The following is a 17,928-nucleotide window of genomic DNA, read 5'->3' on the forward strand; positions in this document are numbered from 1 at the left end:
GAGACGAGCCGATGAGTACTGGTACCTTGTACATCGATCCCGAGATTCTCGACCATGCGGCTGGGAGGCTTGATGGTGTCGCTGGTGGTCTTGAGGGTGCCTCCTTCCCGGCGGACCCAGATGTCGGCCGTTCTTCTTCTGCGGTGTCGACGGTGCTGAGTCGACTGTCCTCCAGGACGTCGGGGGCGGCTTCCTCACTGCGCACCACGGCCAGCGGGTTGAGGGTGACCGCCTCGAGCTTCCGCGACACGGACGAGGAGGTCGCCTCCGCCACTCCTACTGCTACCCGGGGCGGTGTCTGAATGGCTCTTGATGCGCGGGTTGTCACTGAGCCGTCCGGAGCCTGGAACGCGGCACAGAGCTTGAAGTCGATCTCGACGACGGTTTCGGACGCCTCTGAGGACGTCGCCTCCGTCCGCGGGTTAATTGCCTCGGAGTGCTCCGGTGAGGCCACGTATGCGGCGGTGTCGAGGCTGAGCACTCAGGGCACCGACCTCGGTGACGCCTCTGCTGACGCCTTGACCCTGTCCAAGGCGCTCAATGACTTCGCCTACTCCATGGACTCGGTCAAGAACCGGCTCGTGGACGTGATCGCCAACGCCACGGCTGCCGGGCTGGTGGTCTCCGGCAGCACCATCCAGGAGCCCGTGGAGGAGGGCTCCGACGCGGACTACGCCACCAAGAAGGCTATGGCCGGCATTAAACAAAGTTTCCTTCTGGGGTTGTGTTGTCGGGTGGTTTTGGGGGTATCGATATAGAATGTGTGTGTGGTTGTTGATGTGACTGCGGAGGAGCGGGATGTTCTTCTGGCGTGGAAGAAACGCGGTGACTCGTTCGTCCTGGTGCGTTTAAAGGCTGAGGCCATTTTGTATGCCTCTCGTGGTGTCGGCACGGGTGTTATCGCTGAGATGGTCGGCCGCAGCCGCAGGACGGTGAGCAACTGGCTGCGCCGCTGGCGGTGCTCCAGGTTGCACTCGGTTGTCACTGGGCACGCCGGCAACGAGAACGCCGCCAAGCTCACCCGCGCCCACAAGGAGCAGCTCAAGCGGATCCTGAGTAGGCCACCGGCCCAGAGCGGGATCAGGGCGGACTTCTGGGACGTACCGGCCCTGCGTGACGTGGTGCGGATCAAGTTCGGCGTGGAGTACGCCTCAGACTCCTCCTACCAGCTGCTCCTGCGCTTCGTGGGGATGAGCTTCAAGCTGCCCGACCCCTTCGACAAGCGCCGCGACGAGGCCGCCGTCACCGAGCGAATGGACCAGGTCCGTCAGGAGGTCGCCGACCTGCTGGCCCGGGGCTGGGAGGTCTACACCGTCGACGAGGTGCGCGTCGAGCACGAGGCCGTCACCCGGCGTATGTGGCTGCCCACCGGCCGTCGGACCAAGATCTATGTCGACCGAGAACGCTCGGCCCAGTCTTTCTTCGGCGCCCTGAGCCTGACCAGCAAGCAGGTGCGCGTCTACCCCATCGAGGGCAACCAGAACGCCGAGCAGGTCACCCTGGCCCTGGCCCGTCTGGTACGCGAGACGGCAAACGACAAGATCGCTGTTGTTCTTGACAACGCCGGCTTCCACCACGCCAAGGCGGTCACTGACCTGTATGAGCCCGGCCAGGCCCTGGAGCGCGTCAGGCCGATCTACCTACCTCCTTACGCGCCCGACCACAACCCAATAGAGCACGTCTGGAACACCGCCAAGAAGAACATCTCAAACATACAACGAGACAACCCCGAGGAAACCTACACCGCATTCACCAGCTACATCACCAGCCGCACCTTCGACTACGACTTCGAGCACCTACCCATCACACCAACCCAAGAAAAGCTTGATTAAAGACCGCCATACCTACGACACGCTTGACTCGACTCTGTCCGTGATTCGTGCCGATGAGTCGGCGGCGCATGATGCGCTCATCTCCGTCTGCGACTCCCTCAAGAGCGTGGGGGAGTGGTTCCGGGACAAGTATCTTCCCACGGGGGCTCCGGGTGACTTCTCCAAGGCTGTCGGCTGGGCGAACCGGGTGGCCATCGGGACTCGTTGGGGCACGATCGGGGCGATCGCCAGGTTCCAGCCGCGTTACCCGAAGTGGCATCCGGGTGCGGGGCGGTTCATGTCGGCGGCGGATCGTTCGAAGATGGGACTGCTGGAAACCCTGTGGGCCAGGACCAAGCCGAGCAACTGGGTCAACAAGCCCTACACCCGTGGGACCACGGCGTGGAAGGCACAGCGGGCCGTGACCAAGGCCGCGCCTGCGCTCAAGTGGGCGGGTCGTGCGTCGACTGTGCTCACGGCGGGTCTGGCTGGGGCCGAGCAGTACCAGAAGGACTCGGCCAATCCCTCCGTGGGCGAGGGGGAGAAGATCGCGCGTGCCAGCACGCAGGCCGTCACGCAAGGGGCTGGCGGCTGGGGCGGTGCTTGGGTTGGAGCCCAGGCCGGGATGACGATCGGTGCTCTCGGAGGCCCGGTTGGGATCGCCGTGGGCGGTATTGTCGGTGGTGCGATCGGCGGGATCGCGGGATCCGCCGCGGGTAAGTGGCTCGGTGACAGGATTAATGGGGGCTGGAGCAAGCTGTTTCACTGATGGTGTCGGGACTGCTGGGGGGTGACTTGCTGTGTTGGCGATTGGGTGTTTCGTGTTGGGGGCGTTCGGCCTGGTCTATTGGGGGTTGGCGATGTTCACGGACACGGGGCCGGGTGAGTTCGCTCGGGAGATTAATGCGGAGGAGGGGGGTAAGAACAATCTGAGTCTCACAATGCCTTCCCTGGGATTGATGTTCCTTTTTGCTGCGGCGGCTATGTGGGCTGGTGATAATTCGGTGCTTGAGGTTGTCTTCGCCTTCATATCGGTGTTCTTCTTGCTGGTTGCAGCGGTGAGTCGTTTGCCGGTTCCTTTGCCGGTGTGGATGTATCCGCAGTGGCATGTGGAGTGGCGGCGTCGGCGTCGGCGTGAGCGGATCTCGGGGGAGAGTTCCTGGCGTGACACCTCGGGGTTGGGGCCTGGAGAACGGTCTTCGTCTGCGTCTCCTGAGTCACCGGTTGATCTGTAGGGTCATGTTATCGGCAAGGGGGCGGGAGACTTGATCAGCGAGGGTGTCAGTAAGCTGTTTCACTGATGGTGTCGGGACTGCTGGGGGGTGACTTGCTGTGTTGGCGATTGGGTGTTTCGTGTTGGGGGCGTTCGGCCTGGTCTATTGGGGGTTGGCGATGTTCACGGACACGGGGCCGGGTGAGTTCGCTCGGGAGATTAATGCGGAGGAGGGGGGTAAGAACAATCTGAGTCTCACAATGCCTTCCCTGGGATTGACATTCCTTTTTGGTGCGGTGTTTGGTTTTGGGGAGCCTGACTCGGTGTTTGAGATTGTCTGCGGCTCCATATCGGTGTTCTTCTTGCTGGTTGCAGCGGTGAGTCGTTTGCCGGTTCCTTTGCCGGTGTGGATGTATCCGCAGTGGCATGTGGAGTGGCGGCGTCGGCGTCGGCGTGAGCGGATCTCGGGGGAGAGTTCCTGGCGTGACACCTCGGGGTTGGGGCCTGGAGAACGGTCTTCGTCTGCGTCTCCTGAGTCACCGGTTGATCTGTAGGGTCATGTTATCGGCAAGGTGGCGGGAGACTTGATCAGCGAGGGTGTCAGTAAGCTGTTTCACTGATGGTGTCGGGACTGATAAGGGGTGACTTGCTGTGTTGGCGATTGGGTGTTTCGTATTCGGGTTGGTCTTGCTGGTTCATTGGGGTTTGGCGATGTTCACGGACACGGGGCCGGGTGAGTTCGCCCGGGAGATCAGCGCGAAGGACGGGGGTAAGAACTACCTGTCTCTAACCGCGCCTGCATCTGCGCTCACGATGCTTTTTGGTGCGGTGTTTGGTTTTGGGGAGCCTGACTCGGTGTTTGAGATTGTCTGCGGCTCCATATCGGCGTTCTTCTTGCTGGTCATAATAGTGAGTCTGTTGCCTATTTCTTTGCCGGTGTGGATGTATCCCCAGTGGCATGTGGAGTGGCGGCGTCGGCGTCGCCGTGAGCGGGTCGCGGGGGAGAGTTCCTGGCGTGACACCGCCCGGCTAGGCCCCGGAGGGGCTGCCGGTCCTGCCACCGGCCACGCCGATACTCTTGCTCTTCCCGGTTCGGCAGCAATGAACCTATCCTCCGACTCCCCAGGAGACGACATATGATTTCGAGACCGAGGTCGGACCTGCCCCAGGACTTCACGGGCAGCACCGTCAAAGTATCCGTACCTGCCGACTGGGTCCAGGTGGATCCCGAGAACATCTCTGGCATACCGGGTGGCGGGACCTACGTAAGTGTTGCCGATGCGGGGCGTGTGGATCTGATCTGCGCCGAGCAGCCGGATGCGCCTCGCTTCGCGGAGAACTGCGTCATCACCGTCGCGGAGCTTGCCGGCGGGCTCTCGGCCGAGGACTGGTTTCGGGACTCGACCACGCAGCTCGTGAGCTCCATACCCGGCTTCCAGCTGATTGACATCACCGAGTGGGAGCCGGTGGGGCCTGGCCTGCTGCGCTCCGGCGTCTACATCCAAGACGCCGTCTCGGTCACCGCCTTGCAGTGGACCTGGGTCTCCGAGATCTCGCGGCGCGGGTTCACCGCGACCTTCTCCTGCCCCACACGCAACTGCGCCGCGGCAGTGGAGCGATTCCTCGCCATGATCATGACCCTGGAGGAGATCTGATGGCACGGCTCGATACCGGCGGATACACGCCGGTCCTGATCCTCGGCGATGCCGAATGGCTGTCTGTGCGCGCTGTGGCGATGGGCGGGCGCATCCCGAGGGACCGCGTCGCCAGACGGCTGCGTCGCAGCGGTATTCTGGACGATCAGGGCATTACTCCATCGGTGGCCCCAGCCCTGCACGGAGTCACCGGTGCCACCCGACACCTCGACGTCGCCCGCTTCGAGCCGACCCGTCCGGGACAGCGCGCCGAGGCATGGATAGGCCCGCAGCGCGCGACTATCGTCAAGCATGAGCCGGACGGGTACCACATATATGGCCTTGACGAGTGCGAGGTGGCGTCGGCCTTCGTGGAGCTGCTTGACGTGCGGCCGCGCCCTAACATTGACCTGGGGCCGCGCGTCCTCCCGCAACAGGTGTACAGCATCATCGACTCCGGGGAGCTGGACGCCCTTACCAGTGAGCTGGCTGGACTTGCCCGCCGGCTCGATCGCGGCGGGGAGCCGGGACAGCTCGGTGGGCCGACGCCCCTCACCGACGGATTCGCCAGCGGACAGTGGACGCTGTCGCTGATTTCCACGAGCGTCCCGCGCGACGGCGGCTGGGAGGTCGTGGGCTCGATGACGACCCTGTCCGTTCTCGAATGCCTGTACGAGTTAATCCCCAGGTCCGTCGCCGATGCTCTCGACTCAGGAGCTCCTCCGGAGGTGGTCACCCAGAAGGCAGAGGCAGACATGCCCGAGGAGCTGGTTCTAGAGCACATGACCTCGCTGGAGCTGTGGGTGCGCGTGAGCCCCTGGTTCTTCGCCGCCTGACACGACCCGCCGCCCGCGCGAGGAGCTCACCGAGATGGATGCCGTTATCGGCGCCGCCGGGATCGGCAAGGACCTGCCGGCCGTGTCCGCCGAGGCCGATGGTGCTGCCGAGGCCAAGCGCTCCCAGGTGACCGCCTTCTGACGCCGCCCGGGGGGCCGCACCGAGTAGCTCAGGGCTACCCTCTCGGGCGGTTCACGCGCGGTTGGCGAAGCGCTCCAGGAGGGCGGCGTCCCCACCGACGACGAGCACGTCCTCGGCCGAGACCAGGGTGTCCGAGGTGGCGTACTCAAAGGGCTCGCCCGGGCTCATGAGGCCGAAGACCGTCACCCCGTAGCGGGAGCGCACCTTGGACTGGCCGATGGTGAAGCCGTGCAGCTCCGTGGGCGGACGCATCTTGACGATGGTGAAGCCGCCCTTCTCCATCTCGATGTAGTCGAGCATGCGGCCCGAGACGAGGTGGGCGGCGCGCTGGCCGGCGTCGAACTCGGGATAGACGACGTGGTGGGCACCAATGCGCCGCAGGATGCGGCCGTGAGCGCGGGAGATGGCCTTGGCCCAGATCTGGGGGGTCTCCAGGTCCACGAGGTTGCCGGTGATGAGGACTGAGGCCTCCAGGGAGGTCGCCACCCCCACAACCGCCGTGCCGAACTCGGTGGCACCCAGCTGCTCGAGGGCCTCCACGTCCGTGGCATCGGCCTCCACCAGCGGGATGCGCCCGGTCCACTGGCGCACGACCGCCGGGTTGGCCTCGACGGCCAGAACCTCGCGCCCCAGCCGGTCCAGGGTGGCGGCGACGGCTGAGCCGAAACGCCCCAGCCCGATGACGAGCGTGGAGTCGGTGCGCGAGAGCGGGGCGGGCATGGGGCCTCCTGAGGTCGGCCGTGGGACAGTGGCTCCTACGCTACCGCGTACGGCGACGGTGAAGGCTCAGGCCGATCCCGCAGACCACCAGCACCGCCGCGGCCCCGGCCAGGACCCAGGCCATCATCGTGAAGCCGCCGGAGTAGGCCTCGATCTGAGCCCGGTCAATGAGCTGGGCTCTGAGGGCCTCGACGATCTGCTTCCCGGCAGGGGACTGCGGCAGGGTCTGAGCCCGCATCATCGCCTCCGTGGCGGCGGCCTTGACCTCCTCGGTGTGGTCGGTCACGTAGTCCTGGACGTGCTGGGTGGCGTAGGAGGTCATGAGCGCGACCCCGAAGGACCCGCCGATCTGCTGGGCGGCGCTCAGGATCGCCGAGGCCAGCCCCGTCCGCCTGGCCTCGACCCCGCGGGTGCCGGAGTTGAAGGTGACCGGCATCGTGAGCCCCAGGCCGATGCCGAACACGATGAGACCGGGCAGGGCGACCTGCCAGTAGGTCGACTCCGTCGTCATGCGCGAGAAGATGAGGAAGGAGCCGGTCAGGACCGCCAATCCCAGCGGCAGGGTCCCGCGTGCCCCGAGCCTGGGCACGATGACGCGTCCGGCCGGGATGGCGGTGGCCACCAGGGCGGCGACCATCGGCAGGAAGACCACCCCGCTCTTGAACGGTGAGTAACCGAAGTGGTTCTGCATGTAGTAGGTCAGGTAGATGATCGCCCCCATCTGGGCGGCCCCGGCGATGAACTGCGTAGCGTAGGAGGCCGCCCGCACCGGCGTCGCCATCATCGACAGCGGCAGCACCGGGCGGTTCGCGAAGCGCTCGCGAATGATGAACAGCACCGCGGCGAGACCTCCGACGACCAGCCAGGCAAGGGTCGACGTCGAGGTCCAGGAGGTCTGCTGGGCCCGGTCGAGCCCGTAGACGGCGCTGAAGCAGGCGCCGCAGCCCAAGGCGAGACCGGAGAGGTCATCGGTGATGCGTGAGGTGTGGTCGCGCCGGTCGGCCGGCGGCAGGCTGCGCTGGCCGATGAGCAGGGCCGCTGCGGCGATGAAGATGTTGACGTAGAGCGCCCAGCGCCAGCTGAGCCAGTCGGTCAGAGCGCCTCCCAGGAGCAGCCCCACCGCCGCGCCCAGGCCCCCGGTGGCGCCGAAGATCGCGAAGACCCGTTCACGCTCGGTCCGCTCGGTGAAAGTGACGTTGAGCAGTGCCTGCGCGGTGGGAGCCAGGAGGGCTCCGGAGCAGCCCTGGGCCACCCGGGAGACCAGCAGCACCGGGAAGGACGGCGCCATCCCCGCCGCCAGACTGGCCACGGCGAAACCGGTCAGGCCCACCTGGTAGGAGCGGCGGATCCCCGCCACGGCGCAGAGCCTGCCGCCGAAGAGCACCAGGCCCCCGAAGGCCAGGCTGTAGCCGGTGACCGTCCAGGGGCTCTCGGACGGAGTCATCCCCAGGTCCTCCTGTATCCGCGGCAGAGCGATCGCGATGATTGTCAGGTCCAGGACGATCATCAGCTGAGTGAGAACGGCGCTGACCATGACCGCGCGACGGTTGGGCCGCCGCGTCGGCTCTGCTGCCGTCACAGCCGTCTCCTGCTGAGACGGCTTGCTCCGCTCCTTGGGAGCGGAGGGTGGAGCGGAAGTCATCGAAAGCCTCCATATCAAAATGATCGTTTTCGTTTACGCCGGAAAGTCTAGGGATGTCGCGATGCGCAGTCAACAACGATCGTTTCGATTTGGGGTGTTCCTCGTCGCCTATCCTGGGCGCATGCCACGAGTGACCGCCGCCCATCGGGAGCGTCAGACCACCCGGATCCTGCGGGCCGCTGAGGAGTGCTTCGCGCGCAGCGGCTTCCAGGCCGCCTCCATGGACGAGATCATCGCCGCGGCCGGAATGTCGTCATCGACCGTCTACCGCTACTTCCCCGAGGGCAAGTGCTCCCTCGTGCGCGAGGTCCTGGCCAGGCGGATGGGCCCGCTCGTCGAGCGGATCAAGCAGCTCGCCGAGTCCGAGGAGCCCCTCGACTTCGAGCGGAGCTTCATCGAGACGCTGATCCTGCTCAACTACGAACGGGACGGTGACACTGCCACTGCCCCGGGAGCGGGACGCCAGGATGCTGCGGATGCTGCGCTCACGGACTCAGACGGCGTCGGCCTGAGCTCCTGGGCGCCGCTGGCCTACCACGCCTGGGGGGAGCTGACTCGCGATCCCGAGATGCGCTCCATGGCCCAGGAGAACTACAACGACATCCGCGGCGGACTGACCCGCCTGTGCCGCAACGGGCAGAGAGCGGGAACGATCTCCGGTCGTCTGAGCCCCGAGCACCTGGCCTCCCTCATCCAGAAGGTCTCCTTCGGCCTCATCGTCGAGCAGCTCATCACCGGTCGCGCGGACGTCGAGAGTACGGCCGAAGCTCTCGGGCAGCTGCTCACCCCGGAGGGACCGTGATCCTGATGCGCCCGGACCGATCCTGCCGGCGGCCTGACGGTCTCGGAGCCGACCCCGCGCGGAGGTGGGGTGGTGGTCGCGGCTAGCCGATCATCGGACTGGCCTCGGGCATGCGGATGACGCGACGGCGCTCCCGCAGGGCCAGGGCGCTGGCCGCCGTCATCGTGCCCACACGCCCGACGAACATGAGTGCCACGATGACGTACTTGGCGCTCGCGGGCAGGGTGGGGGTGATGCCCGTGGACAGGCCCACGGTCGCGAAGGCGCTGACGACCTCGAACAGGATGCGGTCCAGCGGCAGGTCCGTCAGCTGCAGCAGCAGGAGCGTGGCGATCCCGACGATGCTCGCGCCGATGAAGGCCACGGCCACGCTCAGGCGCACGGTCGAGGGCGTGATTCGCCGCCCGAAGGCCTCAATGTCCTGGTCCCCGCGGGCCTCGGCGAAGATCGCCAGGATGAGGACCGCGAAGGTCGTCACCTTGATGCCGCCGGCCGTCGAGGCCGAACCGCCGCCGACGAACATGAGGGCGTCCTGGAGGAACCAGGTGGCCTCGTGCATGTGCTCGGACGGGATCGTGGACAGGCCCGAGGAGCGGGCGTTGACGCCGTTGATGAGGGCCGTGAGGATCTTCCCGCTCGTGGGCAGGGCCCCGTAGGTCAGTGGATTGGTCCACTCGAAGGCCGCGATGGCGACCGCCGAGACGACGCTCAGGGCCATATAGGTCGTCAGGGTCAGCTTCGTGTGCAGGCTCCACGTCCGGGGCCTGCGCCGGTGGCCCACGATGTCAAGGATGACGGGGAAGCCGACGGCGCCCACAAAGGACCCCAGGATGATCGGCAGCCCGATCCACCAGTCGGTGGCGTAGGCCTCCAGGCCGCCCTGGGGCATGATGACGAAACCGGCGTTGTTGAAGATCGACAGCCCCATGAATGCCGCGTACCACAGGGCGTGCCCCAGGTCGAGGCCGTGGTTGAGGAACCGGGGCAGCAGCATGAGGGTGAGGACGAGCTCGCAGCCGGCGGCCGTGTAGATGACGGCGCGCAGGAGCTTGCCGACGTCGCCCAGTCGAGACTTGTTTTCCGAGGCCGCCAGCATCCGCTGGGTCAGGCCCACGTACCGGGACACCGCCAGGGACAGCAGCGAGGCCAGGGTCATGATGCCCAGCCCGCCCACAGCGGCGGCCAGGATGATGACGACGTGGCCGAAGGTGGACCAGTAGGTCGCGGTGTCCACGATCGTCAGACCGGTGACGCACACGGCCGAGGTCGCGGTGAACAGGGCGTCGAGGAAGCTCGCCCGGTGGCCGCTGGTGGTGGCGATGGGCAGGCTGAGCAGCCCTGTCACCACGGCGATGATCCCGGCGAAGACGATGACGGCCAGTCGGGCCGGGAAGTACTTGGCCGCCCTCTCGAGTCGGTCGTGGATCCCGATGCGTCGGATCAGGCCGAGCAGTCCGCAGGGCTCGGTGCTGGGAGGCTGGGGCTGTCGGACGGCGGGCTGCTGGTCGGCGTCGTCGGCGCCGTTCGCCCCGGAGGAACGCTTCCTGGCCCGCTTCCACGGACGGCCGACGACGCCCACGAGCGGGGCGTGCCAGTGCGCCTGGCGTCGCCTGCCGGTGTGGGAGCCGCGCTCGGATCCGTTGCGGGACCCGCGGCGGGATCCGCTGTGGGACCCGCGGTGGGGCTCCGGCTCGTCTGCGGTGTCTGTCTGGGGCACGGTCGCCATTGTGGTCCTGACCGCGTGGCTTCGTCACGTTCTGGGACGGAAGCTGCTGCGCGTGTCCGGGAGCCGCCGGAATGCCTGGTGGTGGCGGATGGGGCGGTTGCCGCCCTGATAACTGAGGTTGCGTCAGCGAAAATTGATGCCCCAGTGTGAAATGCGACGCGTGTGGCGATTGGGGTCCGATAAATCCTGTGCGCTGGCTGGTGCGGGGATATATTGGCGGTGTTCCTGCCCCGACGGGGCCACCCGCGACGAACGGACCTCAAGCTCATGGCACCGGGCCTTCCCACTTCCCCCAGCGCCTCCGGCGCCCCCTCGTTCCTCACCGTGGCCGAGGTGGCGGCGATGCTGCGCGTGTCCAAGATGACCGTCTATCGAATGGTGCACTCCGGCGACCTGCCCGCGATGCAGGTCGGACGTTCCTTCCGGGTCCCCGAGCGCGCCGTTCACGACTACCTGGCCGCAGGGCTGGGTGACTGGGGCCACGACGCGTCGGAGGCGTCAGGGTCCTAGGACCCGCTAGACTCAGGCGGTCACCTGCGTGGTCGGCCGCTGAGCCTCACGCGCCGACCAACCGCCCCATGGCATAACCCTCGCCGGCCTGCCTCGGCCCGCAGGGAGGGTCTGCGGGCACTACGAAGCGAACTGCGAGGAGATCTCATGGGATCCGTCATCAAGAAGCGCCGCAAGCGCATGGCCAAGAAGAAGCACCGCAAGCTGCTTCGCAAGACGCGCCACCAGCGTCGCAACAAGAAGTGAGGCGAGCGGCCCGTCCGCGCCTCGGGGCTCCGTGCACACCGCTGGTGTGAGCGGGGCCCTGCTTGTCTCTCATGAGGAACTGACCAGGAAGAGCGGAGACCTCCGTTGACCAACGCCGATGACCGCACCCCCGTTGAGACGCCGACCGAAGCACCGCTCGCGTCGTCGAGCCTGCCGCAGCCGGTGGAGGGCGACTGCACCGTCCCGCTGAGCTCCGACGTCGACCCGTCCGCCTGGCCCGAGCCCGTCCAGGCCCTGGCCCACGCACCCGGCGCAGGATCCCGGCCGACCAGCCTGGCCGAGCTGACCACCCTGCGCGTGGGCGGCCCCGTGGGCGCCTATGTCGAGGCCTCCACCCAGAGCGAGCTGACCGAGGCGATCCGCGAGGCCGATGCCGCCGGCACCCCCGTCCTCGTCGTCGGCGGCGGCTCGAACATCATGGCCTCCGACGCCGGCTTCGACGGACTCGTCATCCGAGACGCCCGCGCCGAGGTCTCACTCGTCTCGGACTCGATGTGCGGCGGCGTCGAGGTCACGGCCACCGCCGGCACCACCTGGGACGACCTGGTGCGCGAGGCCATCGCCAGCCAGTGGGCCGGGTTCGCGCCCCTGTCCGGGATCCCCGGCACCGTCGGGGCCGCCCCGGTGCAGAACATCGGGGCCTACGGGGCTGAGGTCGCCGAGCTCATCGCCAGCGTGCGAGCCTGGGACCGCCTGCGCAACCGGGTCGTCTGGCTGGCCCTGGGCGAGCTGGGCCTGGCCTACCGCGACTCCCGCCTCAAGCAGTCCCTCACCGACGCCGAGGTCGGTGGCGGGCGCCTGTGGGGGCCGACCGGACGCTGGGTGGTCCTCGACGCCACCTTCGCCGTGCGTCAGGGCTCCCTGTCCTCCCGGGTCGCCTACTCCCAGCTGGCCGGCGCCCTCGGCGTCGAGCTGGGCGACCGCGTGCCCGAGCACGAGCTGCGCGATGCGGTCCTCGAGCTGCGCCGCTCCAAGGGGATGGTCCTGGACGGAGCCGACCACGACACCTGGTCGGCCGGATCCTTCTTCACCAACCCGATCCTGACCACGGACCAGGCCGAGAGCCTGCCCGAGGACGCCCCCCGCTTCCCGGTGACCGACCACTCCCAGGTGGTGCTCGGCACGAAGGAGGCCCCCGTCGTCGAGGGGCTGGTCAAGACCAGCGCCGCCTGGCTCATCGACCACGCCGGCTTCACCAAGGGCTTCACCGTGGAGCCCGGGGCGCCGGCCGGGCTGTCCACCAAGCACGTCCTGGCCCTGACGAACCGGGGCGGCGCCACCGGGGCGGACCTGGCGCGCCTGCGCGACGTGGTCGTCGCCGGCGTTCGCGAGCGCTACGGCGTCACCCTCGTGCCCGAGCCCGTTCAGGTCGGCTTCTAGGCTGTGGCGCGACAGTCTGCCAGGCGCCGGAGGAGTACCTGAGCGCCTGCGGACTGTCCCGCAAGATCGGCCGCCTGGGCCTCAGGTGAGTCCGCGACGAGCCAGGTACCTGAGCCGGTTACCTCTGGACTTCTCCTGTCGCAGCACCTAGCGTTTTTCGGCCTCAGGACTCGAGGGCAGGGCGGGCGTCGCCAACCAGGCATCCACCTCGGCCAGCCAGTCCCGCTTGGCGGTCGGGGAGGCCAGGGAGGCGCGGATCGACCCGCGGGCCAGCTCGGCCAGCTCGGCGTCGTCGCAGCCCAGGGCCCGGGCGATCTCGTACTGGTTGACGAGCCTGGACTGGAAGAGCAGCGGGTCGTCGGCGCTCAGGGCGATCTGCGCACCGTGGCTCATGAGTATGCGCAGGGGGACGTCGTCGGTGCTGTGGTAGACGCCCAGGCTCACGTTGGAGGCCGGGCAGACCTCGAGGCTGATGCCGGAGGCGACGATCTCATCGAGCAGCGCGGGCTCCTCGCCGGCGCGCACCCCGTGGCCCAGGCGCGTGGGGCCGAGCGCTGAGACGACCTCTCGAAGGTGATCGGGCCCCAGGAGCTCGCCGCCGTGGGGCATGGAGGCGAGCCCGCCCCGACGGGCGATGGCGAAGGCCCGCTCCCAGGAGGAGGTCTGCCCGGCGCGCTCGTCGTTGGACAGGCCGAAGCCGACCACCTCGCCCGGCTGGTCCCCGGCGTAGCGCACCGCCAGACGCGCGAGCGTGCGGGCATCCAGCGGGTGGCGCATCCGGGACGCCGCCACGATGACGGCCACCTCCACGCCGGTCAGAGCCGTGGCCTGCTTGGCGGCGTCGAGAATGATCTCCAGGGCGGGGGTGATCCCACCGACGAAGGGGGCGTAGCTGGTCGGGTCGACCTGGATCTCCAGGCGGCGCGAGCCCTCGGACGCGTCATCCATCGCCGCCTCCAGGACGATGCGGCGCATGACCTCCTCGGTGCGTACCAGGGCCCGGGCGGTGTCGTAGGCGCGCTGGAAGCGGAACCAGCCGCGCCGGTCGGCGGGCACGCGCAGGGGGTCTCCGTCCAGGAAGCTGGAGGGCAGGCGCGTGCGCGTGGAGGAGGCCAGCTCGATGAGGGTGTCCAGGCGCATCGAACCCGTGAAGTGCAGGTGCAGGTGCGCTTTGGGTAGGGCGGCGAGGTCGCGCATGGGTGGATTCTTCCACGTTCCTGCTGATCGCCTCGCCCGCGACAGTCTTCAGCAGGGCAGGCGGGCTCTTCCGCTGTTGCCGAACACCGGAGGTCGATTTAGCGGCGAACCATCAGGTGGGTGGGGCACACTAACTGTTATGAACCACTCGTCGGCGTCCCAGGAGCCCGAGGAGGTGGCTCTGCTGACGGGGCCGCGCGCCGCGTCCGTGCTCTCCGCCGCCCTCGCCCCGGCCGGCCAGCGCCTGGCCAGCTGGGAGGTCCACTCAGTCCACCACCGTCCGGGAGCAGGCGTGTCCGTGGGGTACACGGCGGTTGTCGTCGCCCCCAACGGTCGCTCCACCACCGAGTACCTGTGCGCCACAACGGCCCGCCTGTCCAACCCGCACGCACCGGGTCTGACCCGGGTGGCCCCCACTGGCGGGGACGGTCCCGCGGTCCACGTGTGGCGCCACCCGGCCGACCCTGAGCTGCCGGGCCTGGTGGTGGCCTGCACGCCATCGCTGCTCTCCGCCCGAATCGGCACCCAGGTCAAGGCCACCATGGTCGCCTACCGGCCTACACGCCGAGCCGTTGTGCGCGCCACCTTCCCGGATGAGACCACCGCTTACGCCAAGGTGCTGCGCCCGAGCCAGGCCCCGTCCTTTGCTCAGCGTCACCGCCTGCTGACGGCCTCTGGCGTGCCGGCGCCCGAGGTCCTGCGCGAGGACCCCGATGGTCTCGTCCTGCTGTCCACCGGTCGAGGCGTGGCCCTGTCCGGCCTGCTGTCCCAGGGCATGAGCGTCTCGCGCAGCGAGCGTGTCTTCAACGGCCTCATCTCCCTGCTGGACGCGCTGCCGGCCAGCGCCATGCAGCTGCCCGCGCACGCCGCCTGGTCCGAGCGGGCCCGCCACTACGCGCACGCCGCCGCCACGGTCCTGCCCGAGCACGCCGCCCGCGCCCGGGCCGTGGCCGAGGGGGTCGAGCAGCTCATGGCCGCTTCCGACGCCGGCCGTCCGGTCCCGGTCCACGGCGACTTCTACGAGGCGAACGTCCTCATGGAGGGTGAGGCCGTCACCAGCCTGCTCGACGTCGACTCCCTGGGGCCCGGCTACCGCGTCGACGACCTGGCCTGTCTGCTGGGGCATGTCAGCGTTCTGGACCACCTGGCGCCGGCCTCCTACCCGAAGCTCCGCCCGATTCTGGAGACCTGGACCCGCATGGCCGAGCAGCAGGTGGACCCGGTCTCGCTGCGGGCCCGCTGCGCCGGTGTGGTCCTGTCCCTGGTGGCCGGGGCCCGTCGCGAGGACGGCGGCCCGTGGCGTCCTGACGCAGAGGGGCGCCTGGCTCGCGCTGAGACCTGGCTCGCGCAGGGCCGTGAGATCCAGGCCCGCCGCGGGGCCCACTGAGCTTGCGCCGAGCGTTCCCTCCGAGCCGGGCATTCTTCGCGGTGCCCCACAGAAATTCTGTCGGTCTCGGCGAAGAATGCCCGGCTCGAGGCGATCAGAAGCTGACGTGCGACTCCCTGGAGATGGTGAATCCGCGTCCGGTGATCGTGTTCCAGCACGTCATCCCCTTGGACTGCGACGTGCAGGCGTAGTCGGAGAAGACCGTGGTCTCTCCGTACTGGAGCGTGTGGAAGGTGTCGCCCGGTTGCCCCAGGTACTCCTCACCGCAGCGAACCTCGGTTCTGCCGGCCAGCGCCACGATGGAGAACTCTCGTTCGGCACAGTCCTGCATCCCCGAGGATGCGTAGCTTCTGTCCAAGATGGAGCAACCGACTCCTTCGTCGTAGAGGACGCAGGAGATGTTCTTCGACGGGGTGTCCACATACTGGTAGGAGTAGGTCTTGGTCTGCGTGGGAAGAGTCGGACCGCTGGGTGGCGGTGCCGCCTCTGCTTCGGCGGTGGTCTCGTTGGCGAGCCCGGCGCTGGGCTGGGGCGCCTGCTCCGCTGATGTGCCCTCGGTCCGGGCGGGTGCGGCGCTGACGGAAGGTGCACCATCCGCGTTCGTCTCCGACTGCCGGCTCCGGTTCGCCAGCAGCATGCCGGCGAAGGTCCCGGCAGCGGCGACGACAAGGACCAGTGTGATGACGAGAGCGGTGATCAGCCCCGTGTGAGACCTGGGGCGGGACTCGGGGCTCGGCGCCGGAGGACTGGCAGGCGGTGCTGGGGCCGGAGCGGTCGGTGGCGCTGGAGCACGCCCTGGAACCGGTCGGCTCGGCGCTGATGCCGGCGACGGGTGCATCGCCGTCGGAGGCATCGCCGGCGAGGTGCCCAGCACTGCGGTCGGCGGGTCCGTCGTCGGCATCGTCCCTGCGGGCACCGCTGTGTACGGCGAGATGCTGTAGTCGGCGGTTGAGGCCGAGGGCATGGCCGCGGTCTCCGCAGTCCTGAGCCTTCCCGATCCGGATGCGGTTGCCGCGCTTGCTGGGGACGCGGGTGACACCTGAGGCAGGTCCCCCGAGCCCATCTGGAGAACCCGTTCACGCAGTACCGCGGGAACAGCGGGATTGGCGGCGACAGCGGGCCGCAGCTCGGGAAAGGCCCTGGCGAGGTACTCGAGCACCTCGGGCTCGGTACTGGGATCGCTGGCACGACGTTCATCGTCGGGAGTGTGAGCAGGCACAAATTGAATGATAAATCCCGCAATGAGGCGGATGACCCGCCCGCAACCACATTGGTATCAAACGCCGAGCCGGGCATTGTTCGCGGGGCCCCACAGAAAATCTGTCGGTCTCGGCGAAGAATGCCCGGCTCGGGAGACTCGGGAGAGTCGTCAGTCGACCTCGGCCAGCAGCGTCTGGATCCGGCCCACGCCCTCGGCCAGGTCGTCGTCGCCCAGCGCGTAGGACAGTCGCAGGAATCCGGAGGGCCCGAAGGCCTCGCCGGGAACGACGGCGACCTCGGCGTGCTCCAGGATGAGCCCGGCCAGCGTGGCCGAGCTGTCGATCTCGGTGCCGCGCAGCGTGCGCCCGAGCAGCCCCTCGATGCTGGGGTAGGCGTAGAAGGCGCCCCGCGGAACGGGCACGGTCAGCCCCTCGATCTGCGAGAGCATCTCAACCATGGTGCGCCGACGCCGGTCGAAGGCCGTGCGCATCTGCTCGACGGCGGCCAGGTCCCCGCTCACGGCCGCCAGCGCCGCGCGCTGCGAGACGTTCGCGACGTTGGAGGTCAGGTGGGACTGGAAGTTGGTGGCCGCCTTGATGACGTCGCTCGGCCCGATCATCCAGCCCACGCGCCATCCGGTCATGGCGTAGGTCTTGGCCACGCCGTTGAGGACGATCGTCTGCTCGGCCAGCTCGGGAACCAGCTTGACGACGTGCGCGGCCTGGGCGCCGTCGTAGAGGAGGTGCTCGTAGATCTCGTCGGTGATGACCCAGATGCCGTGCTCCAGGGCCCACTGGCCGATGGCGGTCAGCTCCTCGGGCGTGTACACCGAGCCGGTGGGGTTCGACGGCGAGCACAGCAGCAGCACCTTGGTGCGCTCCGTGCGGGCCGCCTCGAGCTGGTCGACGCTGACCTTGTAGTCCTGGTCGGCGCCGGCGAAGACCTCCACGGTGGTGCCCCCGGCCAGGGCGATGGCCTCGGGGTAGGTGGTCCAGTAGGGCGCGGGCAGCAGGACCTCGTCACCGGGATCGACGAGCGCGGCGAAGGCCTGGAAGACGGCCTGCTTGCCACCGTTGGTGACCAGGACGTCGTCGGGGGAGACCTCGTAGCCGGAGTCGCGCAGCGTCTTGGCGGCAATGGCCTCGCGCAGGACCGGCAGGCCCTTGGCGGGGGAGTACTTGTGGTTGGCCGGGTCCTTCGCGGCGGCGACGGCGGCCTCGACGATGTAGTCCGGCGTGGGGAAGTCGGGCTCTCCGGCGCCGAAGCCGATGACCGGGCGGCCGGCGGCCTTGAGGGCCTTGGCCTTGGCGTCGACGGCCAGGGTGGCGGACGGGGCGATGGCGGACAGTCGGGCGGAAACACGGTGTGTGGGTGCAGGTGTCACGCGACTATGGTCCCACGGCCCATGAAACCTGCATGTCGAAAACGCGCCTGCCCGGTGACTCGTCCGCATGTGACGCG

General features: G+C 68.1%; 17 protein-coding genes. 11 read left to right on the plus strand and 6 right to left on the minus strand.

Going from position 1 to position 17,928, the window contains the following annotated elements; genetic code table 11:
* The first annotated feature begins 11 nt into the window (after positions 1-11).
* From EL340_RS14225 to EL340_RS14250, 6 genes are all read left to right on the plus strand, one after another.
* Positions 12-302: a hypothetical protein gene (locus tag EL340_RS14225; protein ID WP_126415164.1), complete on the plus strand. Its 291-nt coding sequence runs from the start codon at positions 12-14 to the stop codon at positions 300-302.
* Positions 303-758: a hypothetical protein gene (locus EL340_RS14230; protein WP_126415165.1), complete on the plus strand. Its 456-nt coding sequence runs from the start codon at positions 303-305 to the stop codon at positions 756-758.
* Positions 759-767: 9 nt separating this feature from the next.
* Entirely contained in the window at positions 768-1,832 is a 1,065-nt protein-coding gene (locus EL340_RS14235) for an IS630 family transposase (RefSeq protein ID WP_126413152.1), read from the plus strand.
* Positions 1,833-1,872: 40 nt separating this feature from the next.
* Positions 1,873-2,580, plus strand: coding sequence for a hypothetical protein (locus EL340_RS14240; protein ID WP_232023116.1), 708 nt, complete (start codon positions 1,873-1,875; stop codon positions 2,578-2,580).
* Positions 2,581-4,313: 1,733 nt separating this feature from the next.
* A complete protein-coding gene (locus tag EL340_RS14245) occupies positions 4,314-4,679 on the plus strand; it encodes a hypothetical protein (protein ID WP_232023117.1) in 366 nt (121 codons plus the stop codon).
* The gene (locus EL340_RS14250; RefSeq protein WP_126415167.1) at positions 4,679-5,494 is read left to right on the plus strand and encodes a hypothetical protein; all 816 of its coding nucleotides are present in this window, start codon (positions 4,679-4,681) and stop codon (positions 5,492-5,494) included. Before EL340_RS14245 ends, EL340_RS14250 begins: the two co-directional genes overlap by 1 nt.
* 193 nt (positions 5,495-5,687) lie before the next feature.
* Here the strand turns inward: EL340_RS14250 and EL340_RS14260 are convergent, their stop codons facing one another.
* Both EL340_RS14260 and EL340_RS14265 read right to left on the minus strand, forming a co-directional pair.
* A complete protein-coding gene (locus EL340_RS14260) occupies positions 5,688-6,356 on the minus strand; it encodes a potassium channel family protein (RefSeq protein WP_126415168.1) in 669 nt (222 codons plus the stop codon).
* Between the two features lie 40 nt (positions 6,357-6,396).
* Positions 6,397-7,998 (minus strand): MFS transporter, encoded by a 1,602-nt coding sequence (locus EL340_RS14265; protein WP_126415169.1) that lies wholly within the window; start codon positions 7,996-7,998, stop codon positions 6,397-6,399.
* Between the two features lie 121 nt (positions 7,999-8,119).
* On the opposite strand from EL340_RS14265, the gene EL340_RS14270 reads away from it, so the two are divergent.
* A complete protein-coding gene (locus EL340_RS14270) occupies positions 8,120-8,800 on the plus strand; it encodes a TetR/AcrR family transcriptional regulator (RefSeq protein ID WP_126415170.1) in 681 nt (226 codons plus the stop codon).
* An 82-nt stretch (positions 8,801-8,882) separates the two neighbouring features.
* On the opposite strand, the gene EL340_RS14275 is transcribed toward EL340_RS14270, so the two are convergent.
* Positions 8,883-10,526 carry a TrkH family potassium uptake protein gene (locus tag EL340_RS14275; protein ID WP_126415171.1) on the minus strand — a complete coding sequence of 548 codons (1,644 nt, stop codon included), beginning with the start codon at positions 10,524-10,526 and terminating at the stop codon, positions 8,883-8,885.
* A 267-nt stretch (positions 10,527-10,793) separates the two neighbouring features.
* Between EL340_RS14275 and EL340_RS14280 the strand changes: the two genes are divergently transcribed.
* The 3 genes from EL340_RS14280 (at position 10,794) to EL340_RS14290 (ending at position 12,683) form a co-directional block, all read left to right on the plus strand.
* Positions 10,794-11,036 carry a helix-turn-helix domain-containing protein gene (locus EL340_RS14280; protein WP_009394114.1) on the plus strand — a complete coding sequence of 81 codons (243 nt, stop codon included), beginning with the start codon at positions 10,794-10,796 and terminating at the stop codon, positions 11,034-11,036.
* Between the two features lie 147 nt (positions 11,037-11,183).
* Entirely contained in the window at positions 11,184-11,282 is a 99-nt protein-coding gene (locus EL340_RS14285; RefSeq protein ID WP_003792170.1) for a 30S ribosomal protein bS22, read from the plus strand.
* Positions 11,283-11,387: 105 nt separating this feature from the next.
* Positions 11,388-12,683, plus strand: a complete 1,296-nt coding sequence (locus EL340_RS14290; RefSeq protein WP_232023118.1) for a UDP-N-acetylmuramate dehydrogenase — start codon at positions 11,388-11,390, stop codon at positions 12,681-12,683.
* Positions 12,684-12,830: 147 nt separating this feature from the next.
* Here the strand turns inward: EL340_RS14290 and EL340_RS14295 are convergent, their stop codons facing one another.
* Positions 12,831-13,880, minus strand: a complete 1,050-nt coding sequence (locus EL340_RS14295; protein WP_126415172.1) for an adenosine deaminase — start codon at positions 13,878-13,880, stop codon at positions 12,831-12,833.
* A 139-nt stretch (positions 13,881-14,019) separates the two neighbouring features.
* Here EL340_RS14295 and EL340_RS14300 point away from each other — a divergent pair, with 139 nt between their 5' ends.
* A complete protein-coding gene (locus EL340_RS14300; protein ID WP_126415173.1) occupies positions 14,020-15,267 on the plus strand; it encodes a phosphotransferase in 1,248 nt (415 codons plus the stop codon).
* Positions 15,268-15,361: 94 nt separating this feature from the next.
* On the opposite strand, the gene EL340_RS15645 is transcribed toward EL340_RS14300, so the two are convergent.
* Together EL340_RS15645 and EL340_RS14310 are read right to left on the minus strand one after the other, a co-directional pair.
* Positions 15,362-16,486 (minus strand): variant leucine-rich repeat-containing protein, encoded by a 1,125-nt coding sequence (locus EL340_RS15645; RefSeq protein ID WP_232023119.1) that lies wholly within the window; start codon positions 16,484-16,486, stop codon positions 15,362-15,364.
* A 150-nt stretch (positions 16,487-16,636) separates the two neighbouring features.
* Positions 16,637-17,851 (minus strand): pyridoxal phosphate-dependent aminotransferase, encoded by a 1,215-nt coding sequence (locus tag EL340_RS14310; protein WP_126415174.1) that lies wholly within the window; start codon positions 17,849-17,851, stop codon positions 16,637-16,639.
* Between the last annotated feature and the right edge of the window lie 77 nt (positions 17,852-17,928).

This window comes from Actinomyces viscosus, assembly GCF_900637975.1.
Lineage (GTDB): Bacteria > Actinomycetota > Actinomycetes > Actinomycetales > Actinomycetaceae > Actinomyces > Actinomyces viscosus.